The organism is Promicromonospora sp. NPDC057138 (genome assembly GCF_042670845.1).
Taxonomy (GTDB): Bacteria; Actinomycetota; Actinomycetes; order Actinomycetales; family Cellulomonadaceae; genus Promicromonospora.
In genome coordinates this window covers 267,384-292,510 of sequence record NZ_JBHUUX010000002.1, presented here as the reverse complement: position 1 = coordinate 292,510, position 25,127 = coordinate 267,384, and the positions used below count along the sequence as shown (strand labels likewise).

20 protein-coding genes, 1 tRNA gene and 1 pseudogene are annotated in these 25,127 nt (G+C 73.1%); 9 read left to right on the top strand and 13 right to left on the bottom strand.

The annotated features are described in order from the left end of the window. Positions 1 to 45 precede the first annotated feature (45 nt). From ACFT2C_RS02890 to ACFT2C_RS02880, 3 genes are read left to right on the top strand one after another with little or no spacing between them, the layout of a single operon-like run. On the top strand, positions 46 to 1,089 hold the full coding sequence (locus ACFT2C_RS02890) for an iron ABC transporter substrate-binding protein (protein WP_377205529.1): 1,044 nt from the start codon (positions 46 to 48) through the stop codon (positions 1,087 to 1,089). After that, the gene (locus tag ACFT2C_RS02885) at positions 1,073 to 2,620 is read left to right on the top strand and encodes an ABC transporter permease (RefSeq protein WP_377205485.1); all 1,548 of its coding nucleotides are present in this window, start codon (positions 1,073 to 1,075) and stop codon (positions 2,618 to 2,620) included. Before ACFT2C_RS02890 ends, ACFT2C_RS02885 begins: the two co-directional genes overlap by 17 nt. Beyond that, on the top strand, positions 2,617 to 3,705 hold the full coding sequence (locus tag ACFT2C_RS02880) for an ABC transporter ATP-binding protein (protein ID WP_377205484.1): 1,089 nt from the start codon (positions 2,617 to 2,619) through the stop codon (positions 3,703 to 3,705). The genes ACFT2C_RS02885 and ACFT2C_RS02880 overlap by 4 nt, the downstream gene beginning before the upstream one ends. Here the strand turns inward: ACFT2C_RS02880 and ACFT2C_RS02875 are convergent. The 7 genes and pseudogenes from ACFT2C_RS02875 to iolC all read right to left on the bottom strand — a co-directional run. Beyond that, complete coding sequence (locus tag ACFT2C_RS02875) at positions 3,659 to 4,585, bottom strand: TIM barrel protein (protein WP_377205483.1); 927 nt, start codon at positions 4,583 to 4,585, stop codon at positions 3,659 to 3,661. The genes ACFT2C_RS02880 and ACFT2C_RS02875 overlap by 47 nt on opposite strands. 31 nt (positions 4,586 to 4,616) lie before the next feature. Further along, the gene (gene iolG / locus ACFT2C_RS02870) at positions 4,617 to 5,636 is read right to left on the bottom strand and encodes an inositol 2-dehydrogenase (protein ID WP_377205482.1); all 1,020 of its coding nucleotides are present in this window, start codon (positions 5,634 to 5,636) and stop codon (positions 4,617 to 4,619) included. Positions 5,637 to 5,673: 37 nt separating this feature from the next. After that, positions 5,674 to 7,176 carry a CoA-acylating methylmalonate-semialdehyde dehydrogenase gene (locus tag ACFT2C_RS02865; protein ID WP_377205481.1) on the bottom strand — a complete coding sequence of 501 codons (1,503 nt, stop codon included), beginning with the start codon at positions 7,174 to 7,176 and terminating at the stop codon, positions 5,674 to 5,676. 35 nt (positions 7,177 to 7,211) lie between these two features. Further along, a complete protein-coding gene (iolD, locus tag ACFT2C_RS02860) occupies positions 7,212 to 9,140 on the bottom strand; it encodes a 3D-(3,5/4)-trihydroxycyclohexane-1,2-dione acylhydrolase (decyclizing) (RefSeq protein WP_377205480.1) in 1,929 nt (642 codons plus the stop codon). Beyond that, on the bottom strand, positions 9,137 to 10,069 hold the full coding sequence (iolB, locus tag ACFT2C_RS02855; protein WP_377205479.1) for a 5-deoxy-glucuronate isomerase: 933 nt from the start codon (positions 10,067 to 10,069) through the stop codon (positions 9,137 to 9,139). Before iolB ends, iolD begins: the two co-directional genes overlap by 4 nt. Continuing rightward, a complete protein-coding gene (locus ACFT2C_RS02850; protein ID WP_377205528.1) occupies positions 10,066 to 10,779 on the bottom strand; it encodes a deoxyribose-phosphate aldolase in 714 nt (237 codons plus the stop codon). Before ACFT2C_RS02850 ends, iolB begins: the two co-directional genes overlap by 4 nt. Before the next feature lie 246 nt (positions 10,780 to 11,025). Then, a pseudogene (gene iolC / locus ACFT2C_RS02845) lies at positions 11,026 to 11,982 on the bottom strand (5-dehydro-2-deoxygluconokinase); the annotation flags it as partial. Between the two features lie 177 nt (positions 11,983 to 12,159). On the opposite strand from iolC, the gene ACFT2C_RS02840 reads away from it, so the two are divergent. Both ACFT2C_RS02840 and ACFT2C_RS02835 read left to right on the top strand, forming a co-directional pair. Then, positions 12,160 to 12,897: a GntR family transcriptional regulator gene (locus tag ACFT2C_RS02840; protein ID WP_377205478.1), complete on the top strand. Its 738-nt coding sequence runs from the start codon at positions 12,160 to 12,162 to the stop codon at positions 12,895 to 12,897. Between the two features lie 166 nt (positions 12,898 to 13,063). Then, positions 13,064 to 14,173, top strand: a complete 1,110-nt coding sequence (locus ACFT2C_RS02835) for a transaldolase family protein (protein WP_377205477.1) — start codon at positions 13,064 to 13,066, stop codon at positions 14,171 to 14,173. Positions 14,174 to 14,198: 25 nt separating this feature from the next. On the opposite strand, the gene ACFT2C_RS02830 is transcribed toward ACFT2C_RS02835, so the two are convergent. Then, positions 14,199 to 15,137 carry a Ppx/GppA family phosphatase gene (locus ACFT2C_RS02830; protein ID WP_377205476.1) on the bottom strand — a complete coding sequence of 313 codons (939 nt, stop codon included), beginning with the start codon at positions 15,135 to 15,137 and terminating at the stop codon, positions 14,199 to 14,201. Between the two features lie 123 nt (positions 15,138 to 15,260). Between ACFT2C_RS02830 and ACFT2C_RS02825 the strand changes: the two genes are divergently transcribed. Then, positions 15,261 to 16,418, top strand: a complete 1,158-nt coding sequence (locus ACFT2C_RS02825; protein WP_377205475.1) for an endonuclease — start codon at positions 15,261 to 15,263, stop codon at positions 16,416 to 16,418. A 60-nt stretch (positions 16,419 to 16,478) separates the two neighbouring features. Here the strand turns inward: ACFT2C_RS02825 and ACFT2C_RS02820 are convergent, their stop codons facing one another. Both ACFT2C_RS02820 and ACFT2C_RS02815 read right to left on the bottom strand, forming a co-directional pair. After that, the gene (locus tag ACFT2C_RS02820) at positions 16,479 to 17,972 is read right to left on the bottom strand and encodes an HNH endonuclease (protein ID WP_377205527.1); all 1,494 of its coding nucleotides are present in this window, start codon (positions 17,970 to 17,972) and stop codon (positions 16,479 to 16,481) included. 349 nt (positions 17,973 to 18,321) lie between these two features. Then, positions 18,322 to 19,167 carry a helix-turn-helix transcriptional regulator gene (locus ACFT2C_RS02815; RefSeq protein WP_377205474.1) on the bottom strand — a complete coding sequence of 282 codons (846 nt, stop codon included), beginning with the start codon at positions 19,165 to 19,167 and terminating at the stop codon, positions 18,322 to 18,324. 102 nt (positions 19,168 to 19,269) lie between these two features. Here ACFT2C_RS02815 and ACFT2C_RS02810 point away from each other — a divergent pair, with 102 nt between their 5' ends. Continuing rightward, complete coding sequence (locus ACFT2C_RS02810) at positions 19,270 to 19,953, top strand: SDR family NAD(P)-dependent oxidoreductase (RefSeq protein ID WP_377205473.1); 684 nt, start codon at positions 19,270 to 19,272, stop codon at positions 19,951 to 19,953. Between the two features lie 53 nt (positions 19,954 to 20,006). On the opposite strand, the gene ACFT2C_RS02805 is transcribed toward ACFT2C_RS02810, so the two are convergent. Together ACFT2C_RS02805 and ACFT2C_RS02800 are read right to left on the bottom strand one after the other, a co-directional pair. Continuing rightward, positions 20,007 to 21,137, bottom strand: a complete 1,131-nt coding sequence (locus tag ACFT2C_RS02805; RefSeq protein ID WP_377205472.1) for a Gfo/Idh/MocA family protein — start codon at positions 21,135 to 21,137, stop codon at positions 20,007 to 20,009. Next, positions 21,122 to 21,829 carry a ThuA domain-containing protein gene (locus tag ACFT2C_RS02800; RefSeq protein WP_377205471.1) on the bottom strand — a complete coding sequence of 236 codons (708 nt, stop codon included), beginning with the start codon at positions 21,827 to 21,829 and terminating at the stop codon, positions 21,122 to 21,124. Before ACFT2C_RS02800 ends, ACFT2C_RS02805 begins: the two co-directional genes overlap by 16 nt. A 136-nt stretch (positions 21,830 to 21,965) precedes the next feature. On the opposite strand from ACFT2C_RS02800, the gene ACFT2C_RS02795 reads away from it, so the two are divergent. After that, positions 21,966 to 22,976: a LacI family DNA-binding transcriptional regulator gene (locus tag ACFT2C_RS02795; RefSeq protein WP_377205470.1), complete on the top strand. Its 1,011-nt coding sequence runs from the start codon at positions 21,966 to 21,968 to the stop codon at positions 22,974 to 22,976. A 3-nt stretch (positions 22,977 to 22,979) separates the two neighbouring features. On the opposite strand, the gene ACFT2C_RS02790 is transcribed toward ACFT2C_RS02795, so the two are convergent. Continuing rightward, positions 22,980 to 24,734 carry an acyltransferase gene (locus tag ACFT2C_RS02790; RefSeq protein ID WP_377205469.1) on the bottom strand — a complete coding sequence of 585 codons (1,755 nt, stop codon included), beginning with the start codon at positions 24,732 to 24,734 and terminating at the stop codon, positions 22,980 to 22,982. Positions 24,735 to 24,931: 197 nt separating this feature from the next. On the opposite strand from ACFT2C_RS02790, the gene ACFT2C_RS02785 reads away from it, so the two are divergent. Then, a tRNA-Pro gene (locus tag ACFT2C_RS02785) sits at positions 24,932 to 25,005 on the top strand. The last annotated feature ends 122 nt before the right edge of the window (positions 25,006 to 25,127 follow it).

Here is a 25,127-nt window from a genome sequence, read left to right as displayed (position 1 = left end):
GCCGAAGACCACGCTGAAGACCCCAGAGACGAGAGAACTCCCGTGCTGCACAGACGACACCTCGGCGCCGCCGCCCTGCTCACCCTTGCGCTGCCCCTGGCGCTCGCCGCCTGCGGCGGCGGATCGGGCGGATCGGGCGAGGAGCCCTTCGAGGCGGACCCCGACGCGCTGCAGATCTACTCCTCGCAGCACCGCGACCTCACCGACGCGTGGGCGCAGGCGTTCACCGAGGAGACCGGTATCAAGACCCAGGTCCGCGAGGGCCAGGACGCCTCCATGGGACACATGATCGTCGAGGAGGGCGATGCCTCGCCGGCCGACGTCTTCCTGACGGAGAACTCTCCCGCGATGACCATCGTGGAGCGCGCGGGCCTTCTCGCGCCGGTGGACAAGTCCACACTGGCGCAGGTCGGCAAGGGCATGACGCCGTCGTCGGGACAGTGGACGGCGATCGCCGCCCGGTCGACGGTCCTCGTCTACAACACGGACGAGATCAGCGAGGACGAGCTCCCGACGTCGATCATGGACCTCGCCAGTCCCGAGTGGGCCGGCCGGTGGGGCGCGGCGCCCGGCGGCGCGGACTTCCAGGCCATCGTGGCCGGCATGCTGTCCGACCAGGGCGAGCAGAAGACCCAGGCCTGGCTCGACGCCCTCGCCGACAACGCCGAGATCTACCAGAACAACATCGCCACGATGCAGGCCGTCAACGCCGGCGAGGTCCCGGTCGGGATCATGTACCACTACTACTGGTACCGCGACCAGGCGGGCGACAAGGCGGGCAGCGCGCACACGGCGCTGCACTACTTCGGCAACCAGGACCCCGGCGCGTTCGTCAGCCTGTCGGCCGGCGGCGTGCTCGCCTCCTCGGACATGCCGGACGAGGCCCAGCAGTTCCTGGCCTTCCTCACCAGCCCGGCGGGCCAGCAGGTGCTGGTCGACAGCGGGGCGATGGAGTACGCCGTCGGCACCGGAGCCGAGTCCGACCCGGCGCTCCCGCCGCTGACCGGCCTCGACGCCCCGCGTGTCGACCCGTTCACCCTCAACTCCGACGACGTGGTCACGATGATGACGGATGCCGGCATCCTTTAGGGCGCAGGGGACGCAGGGCCTCGGGGCGCGCGGCGTCGCCGTCGCCGCGGCCCTGGTCGCCGCGCTCACGCTCCTGCCCCTGCTCGTCGTCGTCCCCGACGCCCTGTCCGCCGACCCGGGCGAGGCGGCGCGCTACCTGCTGCGCCCCCGCGTGGGCGAGCTGCTCACGAACACCGGGATGCTGTTCGCGGTCACGGTGCCCGCCACCGTCGTCGTCGGTGTGGCCGCCGCCTGGCTCGTCGAGCGCACCGCGCTGCCCTGGGCGGGGATGTGGCGCACGCTGCTCCTGGCCCCGCTGGCCGTGCCGTCGTTCGTCAGCGCGTACGCCTGGGTGACGGTGGCGCCGTGGCTCGACGGCTTCGGGGGCGCGGCGCTGGTCACCACGCTGGCGTACTTCCCGTTCGTGTTCCTCCCGGTGGCGGCCCTGCTGCGCACGCTCGACCCCGGCGACGAGGAGGCAGCCCGTTCCCTCGGCCTCTCCCCGGCCGCCGCCGTCGTGCGGACGGTGCTGCCGCGGCTGCGGCCCGCGCTGAGCGGCGGGGCGCTCCTGGTCGCGCTCCACCTCCTCGCCGAGTACGGCGTGCTGGAGATGATGCGGTTCCAGACCTTCACCACCGCGATCATGCAGCAGTACGCCGTGGGGTTCAGCAGCTCCACCAGCAGCCTGCTCGCCTCCGTACTGCTCACGCTCTGCCTGGTGGCGCTCGTGCTCGACCTGGTCGCCCGAGGTCGGCACCGGGTGGCCCGGGTCGGGTCGGGCGTCCAGCGGCGCGCCGTGCCCGCCGTCCTCGGCGGGTGGACGGCGCCCGCGCTGGCCTTCCTCGCCGCGCTGGTCGCGCTCTCGGTCGCCGTCCCCGTCGCCACGGTGGTCCGGTGGCTGCTCCACGGCCTCTCGGCCGGCGACCCGCTGGACGCCGGCCTGGTGCAGGTCACCGTGAGCACCCTCGGTCTCGCCGTGCTAGGCGCCGTGGCGGCCGTCGCCGCGGCGCTGCCCGGGGCCTGGCTGCTGAACCGCCACCGGTCGGGCCTGACCCTGCTGCTCGAGCGCACGACCTTCGTCGCGAGCGCGCTGCCCGGGGTGGTCGTCGGGCTGGCCCTGGTCACGCTCGCCGTCCGCTGGGCCCGGCCCGCCTACCAGACGGTCGGGCTGATCGTGCTGGCCTACACGATCCTGTTCCTGCCCCGGGCGATGGTGTCGTTGCGCGCCGGCCTCGCCGCCGCGCGGCCCGAGCTCTCCGAGGCCGCGCGCTCCCTGGGCCTGAGCGGTCCGGTGGCCTTCGTCCGCGTCGTCCTCCCGCTCGTCGCGCCGTCGGTGCTGACCGCGCTGGTGCTGGTGGCCCTCGCGGTCAGCACGGAGCTGACGGCCACGCTCCTGCTGGCCCCCACCGGGACGGACACCCTCGCGCTGGCGTTCTGGCGCCATGCGAGCGAGCTGGACTACGCGGCCGCGGCACCGTATGCCGCCGTGATGATCGCCATGTCGGTACCGCTCACGATCGTGCTGCGGCGCCAGATCCTGGAGGAACGATGAGCGAGCTGAAGATTCTCGGCCTGAGCGCCGGATACGGCCGGGAGACGGTGCTCGAGGACGTCGACCTGACCGTTGCCGAAGGCGCGACGACGGCGGTGCTGGGCGGTTCCGGCAGCGGCAAGACCACGCTCCTACGAGCCGTCGCCGGGTTCCTCCGGCCGGGGTCGGGCACGGTCACGGTCGGGGGCCGGACCGTCGCGGGACCCGGTACGTGGGTGCCGCCCGAACGCCGCGGCGTGGGCTACGTCCGGCAGGACGGCGCGCTCTTCCCGCACGTGTCGGTCGCCGGGAACATCGCCTTCGGTCTGCCCTGGCCACGGCGCCGCCACCACGACCGGGTGCTCGAGCTGCTCGACCTCGTCGGCCTGCCCGCCGCGATCGCCGACCGGCACCCGCACCAGCTCTCCGGTGGCCAGCAGCAGCGCGTCGCCCTGGCCCGGGCGCTCGCCCCCCGCCCCGGCCTGATCCTGCTCGACGAGCCGTTCTCCTCGCTGGACACCGCCCTGCGGGCCGCGACGCGCGAGGCGACCGCCCGGGCGCTGCGCGCGGCGGGCGCCACGACCGTCCTGGTCACCCATGACCAGGACGAGGCGCTCTCCTTCGCCGACGAGGTCGCCATCCTCACGGCCGGCCGGTTCCGGCAGGTCGCCAGTCCCCGGACCGTCTATCGCGAGCCGGTCGACGCCGAGGTGGCGGAGTTCCTCGGTGACGCGCTGCTCATCGCCGGTAGCGCGGCCAAGGGCAGCGTCACCTGCCGGCTCGGGACGCTGGCGGTGCACGGGCCCGCCGCCGACGGCGACGTCGACGTGATGATCCGGCCCGAGCAGCTCACCCTCACCCGGCCCGGCGCCGGCCACCTGGACGCCGTCGTGCGGGACGTCGACTACTTCGGGCACGACGCTCTCGTCGAGCTCGACACGGCGGCCGACGAGTCCCGGGACCTGCTTCGCTCCCGCGTCCTCGGGCTGGACGCGCCGGCTCCCGGCGAGCTCGTCGGCGTGAGCGTCGTCGGACCGGTGCGCACCTTTCCCCGAGGGCTCAGAGCAGGCCCAGTCCGCACGAGGCCAGGTACTGCCGCGTCATGACGGCGTTCGGCAGCGGTAGCCGCGGGTCGCACGGGTACAGGTCCTGCTCGCAGATGACGTACAGGTCCTTGTCGAGGCCGGCCAGCGCGGCGACGAGCTCCTTCATGTCGGGGGCTCCGGCCGGGGGCCGGACGGACGCGCCGCGCGCGACGGCCTCGCCGAAGGGCCAGTCCTCACGGTGCGCCTGCTCGGTCAGCTCGACGTCGAACGCCTTGATGTGCACGTACGCGATGCGGTCGGGGTAGGTGCGCACGATCTCCAGCGGGTCGCCCCCGCCGTAGACGATGTGGCCGGTGTCGAGGCACAGGTTGACGTACGCGGGGTCGGTGGCGTCGAACACCCGCGCGATGTCCTCGGGCGTCTCGATGTGGCTGTCCCCGTGCGGGTGCAGCGCCATCTTCAGCCCGTACTCGTCCTTGAGGATCTGGCCGAGCCGGTTGGCGTTCTCGATGTAGAGGCTCCAGGCGTCCGGCGTCAGCACGCGGTCGTCCGTCCACTCCCAGGTCTTGTCGTCGCGGAACAGCGGGGGCAGGTGGACGATGTACTCCGCGCCGACCGCCGCGTGGGTCTCCGCGATGGCCCGGAACGTCCGCTCGGTCTCGGCCCAGGCCTCGGCCTTGTGCAGGACGCCCCACCCGGTGCCCGCGACCACGGTGAAGCCGTTGTCGTCCATCACCTTGCGCAGGATCTTCGGGTCCGTGGGGAAGTAGCCGTACGGGCCGGTCTCCATGTACTCGAAGCCCGCCTCGGCCATCTCGGCCAGCGCCTTCTCCCACGGGATCTGCTTCTCGTCGTCGGGGAACCACACGCCCCACTGGTCGGGGCAGACGCCGACGGTGAGCCTGCTGAACCGGGGGTCGGTGTTGCGTGCCTTGGTCATGTTCACTCTCTCTCGGCTCGGGTATGGGGGGTCAGGCCGCCGCCGACGACGCCGGCGACGGGACGGGCGCCGGGGCCACGCTGCGGCCCGTGCGGGCGGACTCGGTGGCGGCGTCGGCGAGCGCCAGCGCCTGGCGCCCGTCGAGGAGCGACGGGGACGGCGCGGCGCCGTCGCGCGCGGCGGCGACGAATGCGGCCAGCTCCCTCGTGTACGCGTCGGCATACCGTTCGAGGAAGAAGTCCAGGTACGGGCCGCGGCCGCCCGAGACCCCCGCGGCGTCGAGCACCACCGACGTCGCCGTGTGGTTCTCGGCCCGCAGCGCCCCGAGGGGCCCGAACGCCTCCAGGCGCTGGTCGTAGCCGGCCGCGCAGTGCCGGCTGTTGATGATGGTCGCCACGGCGCCGGAGGCGGCGGTGAGGGTGACGACGGCGGCGTCGAAGTCGTCGATCTGCGCGAAGGCCGGGTCCAGGCGCTGCGGCACCGCCTGGACGGCGACGATGTCGCCGAGGAAGAACCGCGCCATGTCGAGGTCGTGGATCGTCATGTCGCGGAAGATCCCGCCTGAGGACGCGAGGTACGCGACGGGCGCGGGCGCGGGGTCGCGGCTGATGATCGTGAGCTGTTCGACGTTCCCGATCTCCCCGGCGCCCACCCGGCTGTGGATCTCCGCGAAGGCCGCGTCGAACCGGCGGTTGAACCCCAGCATGACGCGGTCCGCCCGGTCCCCTACCTGGGCCAGGCACCGGTCGGCGCGCGCGAGGTCGAGGTCCACGGGCTTCTCGGCCAGCACCGCCTTGCCGGCCTCGACGGCCGCGACGATCTGCTCGACGTGGTGGGCGGTCGGTGACGCGATGACGACGGCGTCCACGGCGTCGTCGGCGAACACGTCCCCGACCTCGGTGGTCGCCGCGGCGCCGTACGCCGAGGCGAGTCGCTCGGCGGCGCCGTCGACCGGGTCGGCGACGAGCGTGAGCTCGGCGTCGGGTGACGCGGCGATCGAACGGGCGTGGACGGCGCCGATCCGGCCGGCTCCGATGAGGGCTATGCGCATGGTCTTCTCCCTTTGCTTCTTCGAGCTACTTCTCGAGCTACTTCTTCGAGTCGCCCGAGAAGTGGAACGAGGCGTCGGCGCGCTGGGCGCGGTGCGGCCAGCGCTGGGTGACGACCTTGCCGCGGGTGTAGAAGCGGACGCCCTCGGGGCCGTAGATGTGGCTCTCGCCGAACAGGGAGTCCTTCCATCCGCCGAAGGAGTGCCAGGCGACGGGGACGGGGATGGGCACGTTGACGCCGATCATCCCGACCTTCACGCCGCGCTGGAAGGTCCGGGCGGCCTCGCCCGAACCCGTGAAGACCGCCGTGCCGTTGCCGTAGGGGTTCGCGTTGATCACATCGATCGCCTCGGTCAGGCCGGATACCCGCACGACGTCGATGACCGGCCCGAACACCTCGACGCGGTAGACCTCGTGCTCCGGGGCGACCCTGTCGATCACCGTCGGGCCGACGAAGAAGCCGCCCTCGTAACCCGGAACGGTGTGGCCGCGGCCGTCGACCACGAGCTCGGCGCCGTCGCGCTCCGCGGAGCCGATGAGTCCTTCGATGCGCTCCTTGGCCGCGGCGGTGATGACCGGGCCCATGTCCGCGCCCGGCTGGTCGCCGGCCGTGACCTTGACCGCGCGGGCCTTGGCCGCGAGCTTCTCGACGAACGCGTCGGCCACCGAGTCCTCCACGACCGCCACGGAGATCGCCATGCAGCGCTCGCCGGCCGCGCCGAAGGCCGCCGCGGTCAGGTGGTCGACGGCGTCGTCGAGGTCGGCGTCGGCCAGGACGACGCCGTGGTTCTTCGCGCCGCCGAGTGCCTGCACCCGCTTGCCCTCGGCCGAGGCCGTGGCGTGGATGTACCGCGCGATCGGCGTCGAGCCGACGAACGAGACGGCCGCGACGTCGTCGTGGTGCAGGATCGCGTCCACGACCTCCTTGTCGCCCTGGACCACGTTGAACACGCCGTCGGGCAGGCCCGCCCGCTGCCACAGGTCGGCCAGGAAGAGCGATGCCGACGGGTCGCGCTCGGACGGCTTGAGCACGAACGCGTTGCCGGTGGCGATCGCGACCGGGCTCATCCACAGCGGCACCATGACGGGGAAGTTGAACGGCGTGATGCCGGCCACCACCCCGAGCGGCTCGCGGAACGAGAACACGTCGACGTCGGAGGCGGCCTGGTTCGAGTACTCCCCCTTGAGGAGCTGCGGCAGGCCGCAGGCGAACTCCACGACCTCCAGGCCGCGGCCGACCTCCCCTGCGGCGTCGGACACGACCTTGCCGTGCTCCCGGCTGACCAGCCGCGCCAGCTCGTCGGTGTGCTCGGCGAGCAGCTCGCGGAACCTGAACAGCACGGCGGTGCGCCTGCCGAGCGAGTACCCCGACCAGGACTCGAAGGCCTCAGCGGCCGAGGCGACCGCACGGTCGACGTCGGCGGCGGTGCCGAGACCGAGGCGCGCGATCTCCTGGCCGGTGGCGGGGTTGAAGACGGGCTGGGTGCGCTCGCCCGAGGACTCGACGGGCTTGCCGTCGATCCAGTGGGTGATCAGGGACATGTCAGACCTCGCTCGTGCTGGGGATCGGTGGACGGTCAGAGGTAGTGCCGTTGTGCCGCGCGGGCCGTGTCGTACTCGGCGCGCGCGGACCGGGTGCTGGGCAGGGTGGAGACCTCGCTCACGGGGACGTCCCACCAGCTCGAGCCCGGTGGGTTCGGGCCGTAGAGGTCCGTCTCGACGTGGATGAGGGTCGCGCGGTCGGACGCGGCGGCGGTGCGGTAGGCCGCGCGGAAGTCGTCGACGCTCTTGGCCACAAGGACGTCGACGCCGAAGCTCTCGGCATTGCGCACCAGGTCGAGCGGCACGTCGTCGCCGTCGAGCAGGCCGGTCTCGGGGTTGCGCATCTGGTAGCGGGTGCCGAACCGCTGCGACCCGCGGGACTCCGACAGGGCCCCGATCGAGGCGAACCCATGGTTCTGGAGCAGCACCACGATCACCTTGATCCGCTCGGACACGATGGTCGCCAGCTCCTGGGGCAGCATCTGGTAGGTGCCGTCGCCGACGATCGCCACGACCTCCCGGTCGGGCGCCGCCAGCTTCGCGCCCATCGCCGCCGGGATCTCGTAGCCCATGCAGGAGTACCCGTACTCCAGGTGGTACTGCGACGGCGTCCGGGCCCGCCACAGCGCCTGCAGGTCGCCGGGCATCGAGCCGGCGGCGTTGATGAGGATGTCCTCGTCGCTCATCAGCTCGTTGAGCGCACCGAAGATCTCGGTCTGGGCGGGCAGCGGGCCGTGCCCCAGGTGGTAGCAGCGGTCGGTGACCGCCTGCCAGTCGGCCACCCGCCGCCTCACCTCCGCCCGGTACTCCTCGTCGGTGCGGTGGCCCGCCAGGGCCCCGATGAGCGCGGCGAGCCCCTCGCGGGCGTCGGCGACGACCATCTCCGCGGAGTGCTTGGCGGCGTCGAAGGCGGCGACGTTGAGGTTGACGAACCGCACGCCGGGTTCGCGGAACGCCGTGCGGCTCGCCGTCGTGAAGTCCGTGTAGCGGGTGCCGACGCCGATGACGACGTCGGCGGTAGCCGCCAGCGCGTTGGCGGCGTCGTTGCCCGTTGCGCCCACTCCCCCGACGGCCAGCGGGTGGTCCCAGGGGATCGCCCCCTTGCCGGCCTGCGTGTCGGCGACAGGGATGCCCGTGGCGGTGGCGAAGGCGCGGAGCGCCTCGCTCGCCCCGGAGTAGACGACGCCGCCGCCCGCGACCACGAGCGGCCGCCGCGCTGAGCGGATCACCTCGGCGGCGCGCGCCAGCGCGGCGGGCTCCGGCACCGGGCGGGCGACGTGCCACACGCGGTCGCGGAAGAACTCGGCCGGCCAGTCGAAGGCCTCCGCCTGCACGTCCTGCGGGAGGCAGATCGTGACGGCCCCCGTCTCGGCCGGGTCGGTGAGCACGCGCATGGCCGCCGGGGCGCTCGCCAGGAGCTGCTCGGGGCGCCAGATCCGGTCGAAGTACCGCGACACCGGGCGGAACGCGTCGTTGACCGTGACGTCCGGCCCGCCGGGGTGCTCGAGCTGCTGCAGCACGGGGTCCGGGACCCGGTTCGCGAAGACGTCCGAGGGCAGCAGGAGCACGGGGATCCGGTCGATGGTCGCGAGCGCCGCGCCGGTGACCATATTGGTCGAGCCGGGGCCGATCGAGGCGGTGCACGCGAAGGTCTGCAGGCGCTCCTTGGTGCGGGCATACCCGACGGCGGCGTGCACCATGCCCTGTTCGTTGCGGGCCAGCAGGTAGGGCAGCTCGTCGGGCCCCGTCTCGCCCGGGGGCACCCCGGCGTCGGCGGCCTCGACGTGCGCCTGCAGGAGCCCCTGCCCGAACCCGGCGACGTTGCCGTGCCCGAAGATGCCGAACGCTCCGGCGAACAGCCGCTGGGTCACGCCGTCGCGCTCGGTGTGCTGGTGGGCGAGGAAGCGGACCAGGGCCTGGCCCACGGTGAGGCGGACGGTGGTGCTCGGGGTGTTGGTGCTCACGTGGACTCCTCGGTCAGATCCGTGGTCGGGCCGAGCGGGAGGCGCGGGTCGACGGGCTCCGTCTCCCACGTCTCGCGCACCCAGTGGTGGGCGGGGTCGTCGACGGACAGCCAGGTGCCGTCGTCGGCCGGGCCCGCCATGACGTTGAGGTAGTACAGGTCGTAGCCGGGGGCCGCGGCGGACGGCCCGTGGTAGCCGTGCGGGACCAGCACCGTGTCCCCGGTACGCACCTCGGCCGCGACGTCGATCGGCCGGTCCGCCGTGCCGTACACGCGGTGGTACGCCAGGCCCGGGCCGGCCGGGCCGTCGGCGACCTCGAAGTAGTAGATCTCCTCGAGCTCCCGCTCCTCGTGGCCCGGTGTGTCGCTGTGCGCGTCGTGCTTGTGGGGCGGGTAGGAGGACCAGTTGCCGCCCGGGGTGAGCACCTCGCACACCAGGATGCGGTCCACCTCGACGCCGCTGCCGATGGTGTAGTTGTGCACCTGCCGGCTGGCCCGGCCCGCGCCGCGCAGGTCGACCGGCACCTGGCGCGCCCGCAGCACCTGCACCGGCAGCACCCGGCCGGCGCGCGCGGTGGCGACGGCGACCCTGGCGTCCGCGCCGTCCACGCCGTCGGGCCGCAGCGTCACGGTCGAGCCGACCGGCAGGTACGCCGTGTCCGCGGGCCCGGCGAAGACGCCCGGACGCCCCGCCAGCCGCAGGTCGTGCCGCTGTCCGCCCGGGTCGGTCACGTCGATGCGCAGGCTCCCGCGCAGCGGCACGACGACGGCCTCGTCGGCGGCCAGCTCCACGTCGAGGCGCCCGCCCGGGGCGATCTCGTGGACGAGCAGGCCGCTGTAGCCCCAGCCGGCCCGCTCGGGCGTGACCTCGGCGACGGGGCCGCCGGCGCGCGCGTCGGGGACGCCCGCTCGGAGCACCAGGTCGTTCACAGCAGCACCACCGCCTCGTCGACGGCCGCCGCGACGTCGCCGCCCGGCGGATACAGCAGGGACCTGCCGATGACCAGGCCGCGCACGGTCGGCAGGGCGAGGGCCTTCGCCCAGCCTGCCATGGCGGCGTCCTGGTCGCCGGTGACCTCTCCGCCGAGGATGAGCGCGGGCAGGGTCGACGCCGACAGGACCCGCTCCATGTCCGCCACGACGGGCAGCTTGAGCCAGGTGTAGGCGGACGTGCGGCCCAGCCCGGACGCGATGGCGATCGAGCGCATGACGGCGTCGGGCGTCAGGTCGTTGCGCACCCGCCCGTCCACGCGCCGGGAGATGAACGGCTCGACCATGGCCACGAGGTCCCGGTCGGCGAGCTCGTCGACGGCGCGGGCGCACGCCTCCAGCGTGACGACGGACGCGGGGTCCCGCGGGTCGATCCGCAGCAGCATCTTGCCGCCGTCCAGGCCTGCCTCGGCGATGCCGCGGGCGTCGTAGCCGGTGAACCGGTCGTCCATCTCGAACGCCGAGCCGGCCAGTCCGCCCCGGTTCATGGACCCGAAGACGAGCTTGCCGTCCAGCGCCCCGAGCGCGGCGAGCTCCTCGACCAGGTCGGCGGTGCCGAGAAAGCCCCCGACGCCCGGCCGGCCCAGGGCTACGGCGGTGCGGCGCAGGAGATCGCGCCGGTCGGCCATCGCCATGGGGTCGTCCCCCACCGCTACGGCGCCGCGTGCCGGGTGGTCGGCGGCGATGACGAGGAACCGCTCGCCGTGGGCCAGGCCCGGGTGACGCGGCCGGGCCAGGAGTCGCTCACGCAGCGCCTGCGGGTCGCGTAGCCGCAGCTCCACGACGTCGTCGACGGTCGCGACCGTCGGCGCGGTGCTCGACGGCCCAGTGCTCGACGGCCCGGCCGCGCGCTCGCGGATCTCGACGGGGGTCCGGGTCGCTTGTTCCGGGACCTCGCCCGTGGCCAGCAGGTGCTCGACCTCTGCCACCGTCGGCATCGCCGTCGAGCACTCCAGCCGGGCGGCGACGATCGCGCCGGCGGCGTTGGCGAACCGCAGCGTCCGCTCGAGCGACCAGCCCTGCAGCAGCCCGTGGCACAGCGACCCGCCGAACCCGTCGCCGGCACCGAGCCCGTTGACGACGTCGACGGCGACCGGTGGCACCACCACCCGCTCGTCGCGGGTCTTGGCCAGGACCCCGCGCGGGCCCTGCTTGACCACAGCCAGCCGCACGCCCGCGGCCAGCAGCGCGTCGGCGGCCCGGTCGGGGTCCTGCTCGCCGACGGCGACGAAGCACTCCTCGCGGTTGCCCACGGCTATCGTCACGCGCGGCAGCACCGCGCGGAGCTGCTCGCGCGCCGCCTCGACGCCGGCCCAGAACATGGGGCGGTAGTCCAGGTCGAGCACCGTGTGGCCGGAACGGCCGCGCGCGGCCAGCGCGGCGTGGTGCGCGGACCGGCTGGGCTCCTGGCTCAGCCCGGTGCCGGTAAGCCAGAGCAGGCGGGCCGACCGGACGGCGTCGGCATCGACGTCCGCCGGTGTGAGCTGCAGGTCGGGGGCCGACGGCGACCGGTAGAACCAGAGCGGGAAGTCGTCCGGCGGGAAGATCTCGCAGAACGTGACAGGGGTGTGCAGCTCTGGCACCACCACGACGTACCGGTCGTCCACCCCGAACCTGCGCAGCTCGCGGCGCGCGTACCGGCCGAAGGGGTCCTCCCCGACGCCCGTGACGACGGCGGCGGTGTGGCCGAGGCGGGCTGCGGCCACGGCGACGTTCGTCGGGCTGCCCCCGAGGTACTTGCCGAACGACTGCACGTCCTCCAGCCCGACGCCGCTCTGCAGCGGGTAGACGTCGACCCCGATGCGACCGATGGCGAGCACGTCCGGTGCCCGGGCTTCGTCGCCTGCTGTCATTCCGCCTCATCCCCAACGTCGCGGATCCGCGCCCACCACCCGTGCGGCAGGTAGCTCGACCCTGCTACCCGACCCGCCCTCCTGTCAATCCTTTGTCCTGACATTTGAACATCCCGACTTGAGCACCGGTGACGGCTAGAATCCGTCACGAACATGATGACCGCAAGGAGGCCCTCCGTGTCCCAGCCGCTGCGCATCGACCTCGACCGGTCGAGCCCGGTGCCCCTGTATCACCAGGTCGCCATCGCTATCGACGCAGCGATCGAGGACGGGCGGATGCAGCCTGGCGAGTTCCTCGAGAACGAGGTGGCACTGGCCGCACGCCTCGGCATCTCGCGCCCCACCGCACGCCAGGCGCTCCAGGACCTGGTCGAGCGGGGCCGTCTGGTGCGCCAGCGGGGGGTCGGGACGCACGTCGCCCCGGCGCGGGTTCGCCGGCCCGTCGAGCTGACGAGCCTGCACGACGATCTGTCGAAATCCGGCCGCGAGCCCAGCACCACGGTGCTCGAGCATCGAGTCGTTCTCGCGACCGCCGACGTCGCGGAGGCGCTCGAGGTGCCGGAGGGCAGCGAGGTGGTCATGATCCGCCGCCTCCGCATGGCCGACGGCGAGCCGCTCGCGGTGCTCACCAACTACCTGCCGCCGGACATAGCTCCCAGCGCCGAGGACCTCGCGACGAACGGGCTGTACGACCTGCTGCGCTCGCGGGGCGCCAAGCCCAAGGTTGCGCGGCAGCGCATCGGCGCCCGCACGGCGACGGCGGCCGAGGCCCGGATGCTCGGCGAGAAGCCGCGTGCGGCGCTGCTGACCATGGAGCGCACGGCGTACGACGACAACGGCAAGGGCATCGAGTTCGGCCAGCACATCTACCGCGCCTCCCGGTACATGTTCGACACCATGCTGTTCGCGAGCTGACCTGGCGTCCCGCGGGAACCGGTGGACAAGTCGGGCGACCTTTGTCCTGACATTCGGTTGACAGGTCGCCTTGACCCGGGATCGAATGGGGCACGCCGAACCCCGCGACGCTGCGGGAAACCGGGTGCGGACAAGCACCGTCGGCCCATGCATCCCGGAGGATCCCGTGACCCAGACGCTCGACACCGCCCCGACTGACGGCGCCGGCAGCGAGGTCCCGCTGGCACGCATGACGCGCGAGCACCCGCGGACAGCCCTGTGGAACGACTCGGCGGACCCCGAGCAGCTCGGCCACGCCATCTCCTGGGGCGCCGTCGGCGCGACCTGCAACCCGGTGATCGCGCTCACCGCGATCCAGGCCGACCTGCCCCGCTGGACGGCCCGGCTGCGCACCCTCGCCGACGAGCGGCCCACCGCCACCGAGTCCGAGCTCGGCTGGGCAGTGGTCGAGGAGCTCAGCGTCGACGCCGCCCGCCTGCTGCTGCCCGCCTTCGAGGCATCGGCCGGCCGGAACGGGCGGCTGTCGGTCCAGACCGACCCGCGCCTGCACCGGGACGCCGCCGCCCTGGTGCGCCAGGCCGAGCACTTCGCCACCCTGGCGCCGAACATCATCGTGAAGATCCCCGCGACGAGGGTGGGCGTCGAGGCGATCGAGGAAGCGACGTTCCGTGGGGTGAGCGTGAACGCGACGGTCTCGTTCACCGTCGCCCAGGCGGTGGCGGTCGCCGAAGCCGTCGAGCGCGGTCTCGACCGCCGCGAGCGTGCGGGCCTGCCGGTCGAGGCGATGGGCGCCGTCGCCACCATCATGGGCGGCCGGCTCGACGACTGGCTCAAGATCGTCGCCGCGCGCAAGGGCCTCCTCCTGCCGCCGGGCGTCCTCGACTGGGCGGGGGTAGCAGCGCTCAAGAACGCCTACCGGATCTTCACGGAGCGCGGCTACCGCACCCGCGTCCTGTCGGCGGCGTTCCGCACCCACCTGCACCTGTCGGAGCTGGTGGGCGGCGACCTCGTGATCTCCCCTCCGTTCGAGTGGCAGGAGTCGATCAACCGCAACGGCCTCTCCCTGCCGTCCCGCATCGACTCCCCCGTCGACCCGGAGATCCTCGACACCCTCACGCGCACGCTGCCCGACTTCAGGGCCGCCCACGAGGCCGACGGGCTCCGGCCCGACGAGTTCGAGGGGTTCGGCCCGTCGCGGCGCACGCTGCGCCAGTTCCTCGACGCCGACGCGCAGCTCGACGCGCTCGTGCGGGACGTCCTGGTCCCTGCTCCCTGAGCAGCCGCAGTGTGGCGCGGGCTCGTCAGCCGACGCCGATGTGGGGCATCTGGTCGAGGCGCTGGAGGATCACACCCTCGCGCAGGGCCCAGGGGCAGATCTCCAGCTCGGCCAGGTCGAAGACGTCCATGCACGCCTCCGCAACGAGCGCGCCCGGCACGATCTGGTGCGCCCGGCTCGGCGAGACGCCTGGCAGCCCGGCCAGGGCGTCCGGGTTCATGGTGGTCAGCTCGTCGACGCGCTCGCGCAGCGTCTCGAGCTGCAGCACCCGGCGGACGAGCGGCCCGTCGCCCGCGGGGGCGGCCCCGCAGATCCGCGCGAGGGACCGGAACGTCTTGGACGTCGCGGCCGCACGGTCGGGCCGGCCGCCGCGCAGCAGGTTCCCCGCGTTGCGCGCGATGTCGGCGCGCAGGTCCCGGCGCAGGGCGCGGAGCGCCCCGGCGTCGGGCACCTCACCGAAGTGCGCGCGGGCGAGCCGCGCCGCCCCGAGCGGGAGCGACCACGCGGCGGCGGGCGCCTCGTCGGAACCGCCGGCGATCTCCAGGGAGCCGCCGCCGATGTCGAACACGGCCAGCCGGCCGGCCGACCAGCCGAACCACCGGCGCACCGCCAGGAACGTCAGCCGGGCCTCGTCCTCGCCGCTGAGCACCTCGAGCCGTACCCCGGTGCGCTCGAGCACGGTCTTCAGCACCGTCTCGGAGTTCACGGCGTCGCGCACCGCGGACGTCGCGAAGGCGAGCGTCTCGGCGCAGCCGCGCTCCTCCGCGACGCGCAGGGCCTGCGCGGTGAACTCCACGAGGGCGTCGATCCCGGCCTGGCGGACGGCGCCGTCGTCGTCCAGGTGCTCCGCGAGGCGCAGCGGCTGCTTGTAGGACGAGGCGGGCAGCGGCGCCGCGCCACCATGGGCATCGACGACGAGCAGGTGCCCCGTGTTGGAACCGATGTCGAGAACGCCTAGACGCATGGCGCAGACGCTACTCCGGTCGGGCGCGGCGTGGTCCAAGCCTGCGAGATCGCGCCTGCCCTATTTGCGCAGAATTTACCCATTCGTTATAGCTGCTCTACCTGGTCGGCCTACGGTCCGGTCATGCAGCAGCTGCTCGGGCGCCCAGTGCGGCCCGCCCTCCTGGCCTTCACCCTCGCCGTGGCGCTCCTTGCCCTGACCCTGGCCCAGGTGGGCGCCTCGGCGCCCGGCCATGCGGCCACCCCCCTCAGCGTCGCACAGGCGACCGCCACCCAGAACGGCTCGGTCGCCACCGTGCGCGGGTACGTCGTCGGGCAGCCGACCGCAACCAGCACCGTGGTGACCAGCGGCTTCCCCAACGACTACGCGCTGGCCCTCGCCGACACCCCGGGCGAGACCAGCACCGCACGGATGCTCTACGTCCAGATCCCCACCGCCTTCCGCTCCGGCTACGGCCTCGCGTCCAACCCAGGCCTGATGGGTCGGCAGCTCGACGTCACCGGCACCCTGTCGGCCTACTTCAGCCACGCCGGCCTTCGGGACGGCACCGCGTTCGCGGTCGTGGGGTCCGGGGGCGGGGACGACGGCGGCAACGAGCCCGCCGGCTACTACGACGCCGCGGCCGGCAAGACCGGGACCGCGCTGCGTTCTGCCCTGCACGGCATCATCGACAACCACACCGGGGTGAGCTACTCGACCGTGTGGACGGCGCTGCGCGAGACCGACGAGGACCCGAACAACCCGAACAACGTCATCGAGCTCTACTCGGGCACGTCGATCCCGAAGACCAGCAACGGCGGCGATCCCGACGACTGGAACCGTGAGCACACCTGGGCCCAGAGCCACGGCGACTTCGGCACCGCGACCGGCCCCGGCACGGACCTGCATCACCTGCGGCCCGCCGACGTGACCGTCAACTCCACCCGGGGCAACAAGGACTTCGACAACGGCGGGTCGGCCGTCTACCAGTGCCCGGACTGCTTCTCCGACGCCGACTCGTTCGAGCCCGCCGACAACGTCAAGGGCGACGTCGCGCGGATGCTCTTCTACATGGCAGTGCGGTACGAGGGCGACGACGGCTGGCCCAACCTCGAGCTGAACGACTCGACATCGAACGGATCGGTGCCCCTGCACGGGAAGGTCTCGGTGCTCCTCGCCTGGCACGCGGCCGACCCGGTCTCGGCGACCGAGCGCCGGCGCAACGAGATCATCTACACCGACTGGCAGGGCAACCGGAACCCGTTCATCGACCACCCGGAGTGGGCAGAACAGATCTGGTGATCCGGGGTCCCCGGGCATGCCGAGGGCCGCCGCGAGGGTCGGCTCGCGGCGGTCGCCGGGTCAGCGGGTATGTGTCCCGGGTGGATGGGCCTCGGTCGCATGTGCCCAGGAGAGGTCGGCCGGGCGGGCGTGCCGAGGTGGTCGCCGCCCAGGGCCGGTGTTCCGGGGTGGCCGGTAGGCGATCGCGCCCCGGTCACGACCGGTGTGACAGCCGATCGAGTACCGGCTGCGTGGGATCCGTCCCTTGCCTGGTCCGCTCATACCGACGGCGGGGGTCCACCCCGGGACGGCATCGCGAACCGGCACCGGTGGTGTGGGCGCGACGGACACCGACGTGTGCCCGGTGGGCATGGTCGTCTGCACCGCGTGCCGGCCCTCGACCTCGGTGACCTGCTGCGACCATCCGGGTGCCTGCTTCGCGTGATTACACCTGACACACAGCCCTTGCCCGTTGACCAGGCTGGTCGCACCACCCTCAGCGTGCGGGACCACATGGTCGAGGTGGCGGATCGGGGCGTCGCACCACGACGAACCACAGATCCCCTGCTCTCTGGCTTGCAGCAACCGGGCCAGGCCCTGCGGGTGGAACCGAGACGTCGACGTCGTCGCCAGCAACCGACCACGCGGGTCCACATAGACCGCACGCAGCCACGCCGCGTCCGCGTCGAGCCCGTGCGCCACCAGGTTCCGAACCACCGGACCCGGAACCGTGCCTGCACCGGCGGGAGCACCCTCCAACGCCACGGCAGGCTCGTCACCACCGGCGAGCAGCGTCTGGTCCGAGACCAGCAGATTGATCGTGACCGGGACCTCATCGGCCTTGCCCGGCTCCCTGCCGGTGACCCGTTCGATCAAGGTGTCGGCCATGATCTGCCCGGCACCCCGCTCATCACCCGCCGCCTTCGTGGCGTCCGCGTGCGCCTTCAGCTGCGCGTAGGCCTGCACGCCCTGCTGCATCGGGACCAGCGCCGTCAGGTACACCATCAGGTCCGGGGCCGGACGCACCGAGACACACCGTTCCGACACGGCCTTCGCGTTCCGCTTCACACACGCGTGCACGTCCAGCTTGCCGGCGAGCTCCCTGACCCGCGCGACCAACCGCTTGGTCCCCAACCGGACCAACGCCGCTCGCCCGGCCGGCCCGCAGATCTCCTCATCGATCCGGGCCCGATCCTCCGCCGACAGGTGCGACGTCTCGCGCACCAGGAGCGTCGCCCGCCACGCCGAGAGCACCCCGGTACGCAGGGCGTCAAACGTGTGCGGCATCCCGGTGACCCACGCCCGGGCCGTGCCCAGGAACACCGAACCCGCGTGCGGGCTGGCCTGCATCGCCGCACCGACCTGACTCGGCACACCACGACCCCGCCGCACCGCACTGATCCCCTGCCGGGCCTCGTCGGCCTTCGTTGCCTCCTCCAACGCCACCGCCAACCGACCCTGCACCGCGGTCACGGTGTTCTTCACCGCCTCCAGCTCACCCAGCAGGTCCACCCACTCCACCTGCACCCGCCTCGACACAGAGGAAGCCGTGTCAGTACCGCCTGGCAAGATCATGGCCGCCAGCAGCTCACGCACCGCACGGACATCCGCCGCACCGACGACCGGCGGCGAGGCGGTGTCCGCGTCATCGCCTCCGGGGCGCACAGAAGAGCCGCGCTCGTCACGCGCTCTCGCTGCACCACCCGTAAGTTCCATGCCATCAATCTATAGCACGCACGTTCGATCCGCTCGACGGAACGGCCCCATCTGCCATAAGCAGAACCGACGGCGAACGCCGACGGTGCGACCGACCAGGAGAGCATGCTGTGCGCCGGCGACCTGGAGAACGGCGGGGGCGACGCCCGCACCGGCGACTCGGGCGACCCGGGCCGTCGTCCGCGACGGACGGCGGCGCACGGCCGAGTCAGTCGACGAGCTCCTGCGTGCCGAGGACGACCGCGAGCGCCAGCCGTTCGGCGTCCTCGGTGCCGGGCTCGGCGGTGTAGACCATGATGCGCAGGTCGTCGGCGGCGACGACGAGCACGTCGCAGTCGAGCCTGATCCGGCCGACGGCGGGGTGGTCGACGGTCTTGTGCCGCGAGGTGTCCCAGGGCGGTTCGGGGGCGTCCGCGTCCCAGAGCGCGCCGAAGCGCGGGCTCTGCCCGGCAAGCTCTGTGACGAGCCGCGTGACGGTCCGGTCGGCGGGGTACCGGGCGGCGGTCAGGCGCAGTTCGGCGACGAGCCGCGCCTCCAGGTCGGCCTGTTCCTCGGGGGTGTGGACGACCCGGCTGCCCGGGCCGACGAGGTGGCGCCACAGGGCGTTGCGCTCGATCCCGCGCCAGGTCGACGTGGCGCCCATGAGGGCGTCATAGGGGGCGTTGGCGACGATGAGGGTCTGGGTGGCGTCGTAGACGGCGACGGGCGTGTTCGCCAGCCGGCCGAGCAGCCGCTGCACGCTGGGCGGGATACGCGTGGGGACGACGTCGAGCCCGGGGGCGGCATGGCCGGCGAGCCGGTAGAGGAGGTCGCGTTCGGCGTCGGGCAGGCGCAGCGCGCGGGCGAGCGACTCGACGACCTGGGCCGACGGCGACGTCGCCCGACCCTGTTCGAGCCGGGTGAGGTAGTCGGCGGAGATGCCGGCGAGCCCGGCGAGCTCCTCGCGGCGGAGCCCTGCCGCGCGGCGTCGCCTGCCCCGGGGCAGGCCGACGGTCTCGGGCGCGACCCGGTCACGGCCGCGCCGCACCATCCGGCCGAACTCCCAGGAATTCACGCTCCCAGTGTGAGGCGTGGCCGACGTGGTTGTCGTGGCCCTGGCAGTCCTACGACAACCGGACGGCTGCCTGTCCGCCCGCGGACGCCGGAAGGTCGAGGCATGACAACAACACTGATCACCGGGGCCACCAGGGGCCTCGGCAAGGAAGCGGCCTGCCAGCTCGTCGCCGCCGGGCACACCGTCTACGTCGGTGCCCGCGACGAGGCCAGGGGGCGGGCGGTCGCCGAGGAACTCGGCGCCCGGTTCGTGCAGCTCGACGTCACCGACGACGCGTCGGTCGCCGCGGCCTTCGCCCGGATCGAGGCCGACGGCGGGCTCGACGTCCTCGTCAACAACGCCGGCATCGCGATGCTCGCGCTGAACGGCCCGGACGCCCTGGCGGTGTTCGACACGAACGCGGTGGGCGTCGTCCGGGTCACGGAGGCGGCGCTGCCGCTGCTGCGCAGGTCCGCGAACCCGGTGGTCGTCAACGTCTCCAGCGCGCTCGGCTCGTTCTGGGCCAACCACTCGCCCGACCGCCCGGCGTCCCAGGTCTCCGCGATCGTCTACGGCGCGAGCAAGGCTGCGGTCTCGATGCTCACGGTGCAGTACGCGCGGGCCGTGCCCGAGGTGCGGTTCAACGCCGTCGAGCCCGGGTACACGGCGACCGAGCTCGGCGGGCAGGAGAACCCGCACGGCCGCCCGGTCGAGGTGAGCGCGCGGAACATCGTCCGGATGGCGGTCATCGGCGCCGACGGCCCGACGGGCACGTTCCAGGAGGACGACGCCGAGCTGGGCTGGTAGCCGACGTGTCAGACCTACAGGTCACCTGAGTGACCTGTAGGTCTGACACGTGCTCAGTGCGGCCCGTCCGACAGCGGAACCGCCGCCGGCCGCTCGCACGTGCTCTCGACGGCGACCGTCGTCCCCGTGTCGGCTGCCGCGAGCAGCGACGTCATGATGTCGAGCACGTGGTACGCGACGTCGCCGTTCGCGCGGGCCGGCACACCCGGCGGCGCGGCCGCGAGGTCGGCGACGCCGAAGCCCCGCCCGGCGTCCCGGTAGCCCGCGCTGGGTGGCAGGGTCCGCCAGCCGCCGCCGAGCTCGTGCAGCCGCACGTCGCCGTCGAACCCGTTCGGGTCGGGGACGATGAGCGACCCCGTCTGGCCGTGGACCTCGATCTGCGAGGCCCGGGTGGCCACCGAGTCGAAGCTCATCACCAGGGTCGACAGCGCACCCGAGGCGTGCCGGAGCACGCCCGTCACGTGCGTGTCGACGTCGACCGGGATGACCGTCCCCGCGCGCGGCCCGGACCCGATCTCCCTGGTGGCCCGGGTGTGGCTCGCGGCGCCGACCACCGACACGACCGGGCCCAGCAGCGTGACCAGCGTGGTGACGTAGTACGGCCCCATGTCGAGCAGCGGGCCGCCGCCCGGCTGATAGTAGAAGTCGGGGTTGGGGTGCCAGCGCTCGTGGCCGGGCGTCATCATCGTCGCGGTCGCGGCGATCGGCTCGCCGATCGCGCCGTCGTCGATGGCCTTGCGGGCAGTCTGCACGCCCGTGCCGAGCACGGTGTCCGGCGCGCAGCCCAGCGCCACCCCGGCCGCGCGGGCTGCGTCGACCACCACGCGTGCCTCCTCGAGCGTGGCCGCGAGGGGCTTCTCGCCGTACACGGCCTTGCCCGCGGCGATGGCCTTGAGCGCGATCTCCGCGTGGGCGGCCGGGATCGTGAGGTTGAGGACGAGGTCGACGTCGGGGTCCGTCGTCAGCTCGTCGACGGTCAGGGCGCGCACGCCCTGCTCCGCTGCGACCGACGCCGCGCGGGCCGCGTCGACGTCGGCGACCGCGACGAGCTGCACGGTGCCGGGGCGCGCGGTGTCGGAGCGCGCGGTGTCGGAGCGCGCGGCGTCGAGGTGGGCGAACGTGCTCAGGTACTGGCCGGAGATCGCCCCGACTCCGACGATCCCGACTCTCAGCGGCTGGCCCACAGGATGCCCCTCTCGATGATGGTCCGGACGTTCGGGTCGTCGACGACGGCGAGGTCGTGCCCCGGCGTCGAGACGAAGATGCGGCCCTGGCCCCACCGGCGGGTCCAGACGGCCGGGCTCGTGACCGGCCGGTGCCACGGGTCGAACTCCCGGGCGGGCAGCGTCGTGGTCGCGAGCACGTCGTTGTAGTCGTCCGAGAGCACCCAGTACTGCTCGGTCGTCAGCTCGAAGTCGGAGATCCCGGCGACGATGGGATGGTCGGCCTGCTCAGGCACGATGTTGACCGCGTAGCGCACGAAGTTGTCGCTCGCCTCGCCCGCCAGGTCGCCGGGCCGGGCCTTGGGCGGGTGGGCCGCGAACTGGCCGCCGATGAGCTGGAGGTAGTCCGAGCTGTTCCGGTAGGAGTCGGCGATGCCGCCGTGCCACCCGGCCAGGCCCGTGCCGCCCGCGACGGCCGCGATCAGGCCGCGGAGCTCGTCGCCCTCGATGGAGTTCATCGTGTTGGTCTGCACGATGACGTCGACGCCGGCCAGGTAGTCCGCGTCGGCGTACACCGCCGTCGTCTCCTCGACCCGTACGTCGTATCCCTGCTCGGCCAGGAACGGGCGGAACGAGTCGGTGGTCTCGACGGGCTCATGCCCGGTCCAGCCCCCGCGCACGATCAGCGCGTGCTTCGTCTTCGAAGTCGTCATGTGGTGCTCTTCGCTCCAAACTTTGCGCAACAAGTGGACAGGTCATTGGGGCCGCACCCTTTGATACACGAGGACTTTTGCCGGATCAAGCCCCAGATAGTTGCGCAACTTTTGCCGCCACCCCTACGCTCGCCGCATGCAGAGCCAACGGCGCACGACCCTCGCGGACGTGGCGAAGGCCGCCGGCACGACGGTGCCCACGGTCTCGAAGGTGCTGAGCGGCCGGTCGGACGTCTCGTCCGAGACCCGCACCCGGGTCATGCGCATCGTCACGGAGCTCGGGTACCGCGGGCGCTCCGGCCGCGACGCGCCGTCGCGCGGGGGGCGGTCGCCGTTCGTCGACCTCGTGCTGAGCGGCGTCGAGGGCACCTGGGCGAACCGCGCCCTCAGCGGTGTGGAGCACGCCGCTGAGGAGGCCGGCATCGACATCGTCGTCTCGGTGGCCCGGCCGCCCGACGACGCCTGGCTCACCCGGCTGCTCGCGCGGAGGCTGCGGGGCGCCGTCCTCGCGCTCGTCGACACGACGGGCGAACAGCTCGCGACGCTCGCCGCGGCCCGGGTGCCGATAGTGCTGCTGGACCCCTTGAGCCAGCCGCCGAGCACGGTCGCCAGCGTCGGCGCCGCGAACTGGGCCGGCGGCCGCGCCGCCGCCGAGCACCTTCTCGCGCTCGGCCACCGGCGGCTCGCGGTGCTCGCCGGGCACCGCACGCACCTCTACAGCCAGGCCCGCATCGACGGGTTCCGCTCCGCCGTCACGCAGGCGGGCCTCGACCTTCCCGACGTGCGGGTCGTGCACACCGACTGGCGGCGCGCCCGCTCCGCCGAGCAGGCGACGGCGCTGCTCCGGGACACCGCCCCGACGGCGGTCTTCGCCTGCTCCGACACCATCGCGCTCGGCGTGTACGACGCCGCCGCCGCGCTGGGCCTGCGGATCCCCGACGACGTCAGCGTGGTCGGCTTCGACGACCTGCCGGAGGCGCAGTGGCTGAGCCCCGCGCTGACCACCGTGCACCAGCCCATCGCCGAGATGGGCTCGGCGGCGTTCCGGATGCTGCTCCGCATCAGCAACGACCCGCCGCACGTCGCGCCGCGCGAGGAGCTCGCCACGAGGCTCGTCGTCCGCGGGTCCACGGCCGCCCGCGCCTGAGCGTCAGCGCTCGTCGACCGGAGCGAGCCGGACCAGCGGGTCCGGGTTGTGCACGCCCCGCGGCCGGTAGCCGAGCGCGTCCGCGAGGCCGAGGTAGTCCGCCAGGAGCCAGACGATGCTGAGCCACATCTCGGTGCCCTGGAGCCCGGCCACGGCGTCGGCGCCATCGCTCGCGGGAGCGAAGGCGAACCCCGCGCCGTCCGACCAGCTGCGCAGCGCCCGCCGCAGCTGGGCCTGGGCCCACGCCGCGCCTTCGGCGCGGCGATGCCCGGTCTGCTGGGCCGCGAGCCAGAGCGGATGGACGATGTCGAGGACGTTGCAGGCGGTGTAGCCCTCGGGGGTCGCGAGGTGGGGATCGGCCGCGTGCTCCAGGACGGTGTCGATGGCCGCCTCGGGGTAGGGCAGCGGCAGGCCGAGCTGCGCGTACGAGCCGCGGGTCAGCCGGTAGAAGCCGTTCACCGCCTGCAGCCAGCGCCGCGCGGGCTGCGGCGCGCCCCACATTCCCGTGGCGGGGTTCGCCCGGGCGGACAGCCAGCCCAGGAGCCCGTAGAGCGGGCCGGTCCCGCCGTCGTCGAGCTCCGCGGAGAAGTCGGCGATGTTCAGGGCGCACGCGGTGGCGAGCGCGTCGACGGCGGCGCCGCTCCCCCAGGCCCCCGCGCCCCAGTCGCGCGCGTCGAGCGCTCGGACGACGTCGCGGTCGCTCAGCACGCGGACCGCCCGCACGGGGTGCGGCAGCCGCCCGCCGAGCAGCCGGACCGCGTACCCGACACTGAGGATGTGATAGCTGGCGCTGCCGTCCGTGGGCAGCAGTGGCTCGTCCGACGTCGGCGCGCGCTCCAAGCCGCGATCCGAGAGGTCGCCCGCCGGGATGAGCCCCGTCGCCGGGTCCTGGCGGGCGGCGAGCCGCCGGATCAGGTCCGCGGCCTCGAACCCGGGCGGTGCGGCGTCGAGCAGCAGGTCGGCGACCTCGACGGCGTCCGCCCACGGCCGGACCGCCGGCTCGAGCGGGCCCGCAAGGGCCGACGGACGATCGACGAACCGGCCGTCCTCGAAGCAGCGGGCCAGCAGGTCGCCGGCCTGGTCGCGCGCCCGCTGGGCGAAGGACTGGAGGTCGGTGGCGAGGTCCGCGGTGCGGGACTCGCCGGCGCCACGGGGACCGCGGGGCTCGTCGACGTCAGGGCTGTCTTGCGTCTCTGTCCGGCGGTCGCGGATGACGCGCGCGGGATTGCCGGCGACGACCGCCCAGTCGGGCACGTCCTTGGTGACGACGGCGCTCGCCCCGATGATGACGTGGTCGCCGACCGTGACGCCGTCGAGGATCGTGGCGTTCGAGCCGATCCACACGTCGTCGCCGAGCGTGATGCCCTTGCTCCAGGTGCCCTGCTGGTGGATCGGCAGGTCGACGGACATGCGGTGGTTGAAGCCGAGGATCGAGCTGTGCGCGCCGATCCGGACGCCATCGCCCATCCGGATCTCCCCGCGGACGACGGCGTAGGGGTTGATCGAGCAGTCCGCGCCGATGGTCAGGTCGCCGGTGACGTAGGCGAGCGCGGCGACGTAGGAGCGGTCGCCGATCGTGAGGCGGTCGCAGAAGACCGCCGCGTTCGGGGCGATGAAGACGCCGTCGCCGATCTGCGCGCCCGCGGCGACCAGCTCCTGCTGCCGCGCGGCCTGGGCCTCGGCCTCCGGCGACGTGGGGTCGTACTCCCAGGGAAGGAAATCGATGCGTCGGACGCCGTCGGCCGCTGAGGGGTGCACGTCGGCAAGACTATCCACGCGGTCTCCGCGGGTACGTCCTGGTTCGCGATGTGACGGGGTCTGTGGTCTGGGCTGTGATCCACGATGTGTGTGGCAGTCCGGCATCACCTGGTCGGGCGCAGGGCCGGAGGTGGGGTAGTATTTCCGTCGGCCCCAAGGGGCCGAAACCGGTAGTGTCGAGCATGCTCGAAACACCGCGGGCTGTAGCGCAGCTTGGTAGCGCACCTGACTGGGGGTCAGGGGGTCGCAGGTTCAAATCCTGTCAGCCCGACCGTGTGATGTTGCAGGACATCGCGGACAGCCGGACCTACGAAATCGTAGGTCCGGCTGTTTTTTATGTGCGGGTTGGTCCGGGTGGGCGCCCTGTGGGCTGGCAATCCTTGATCGAATCTC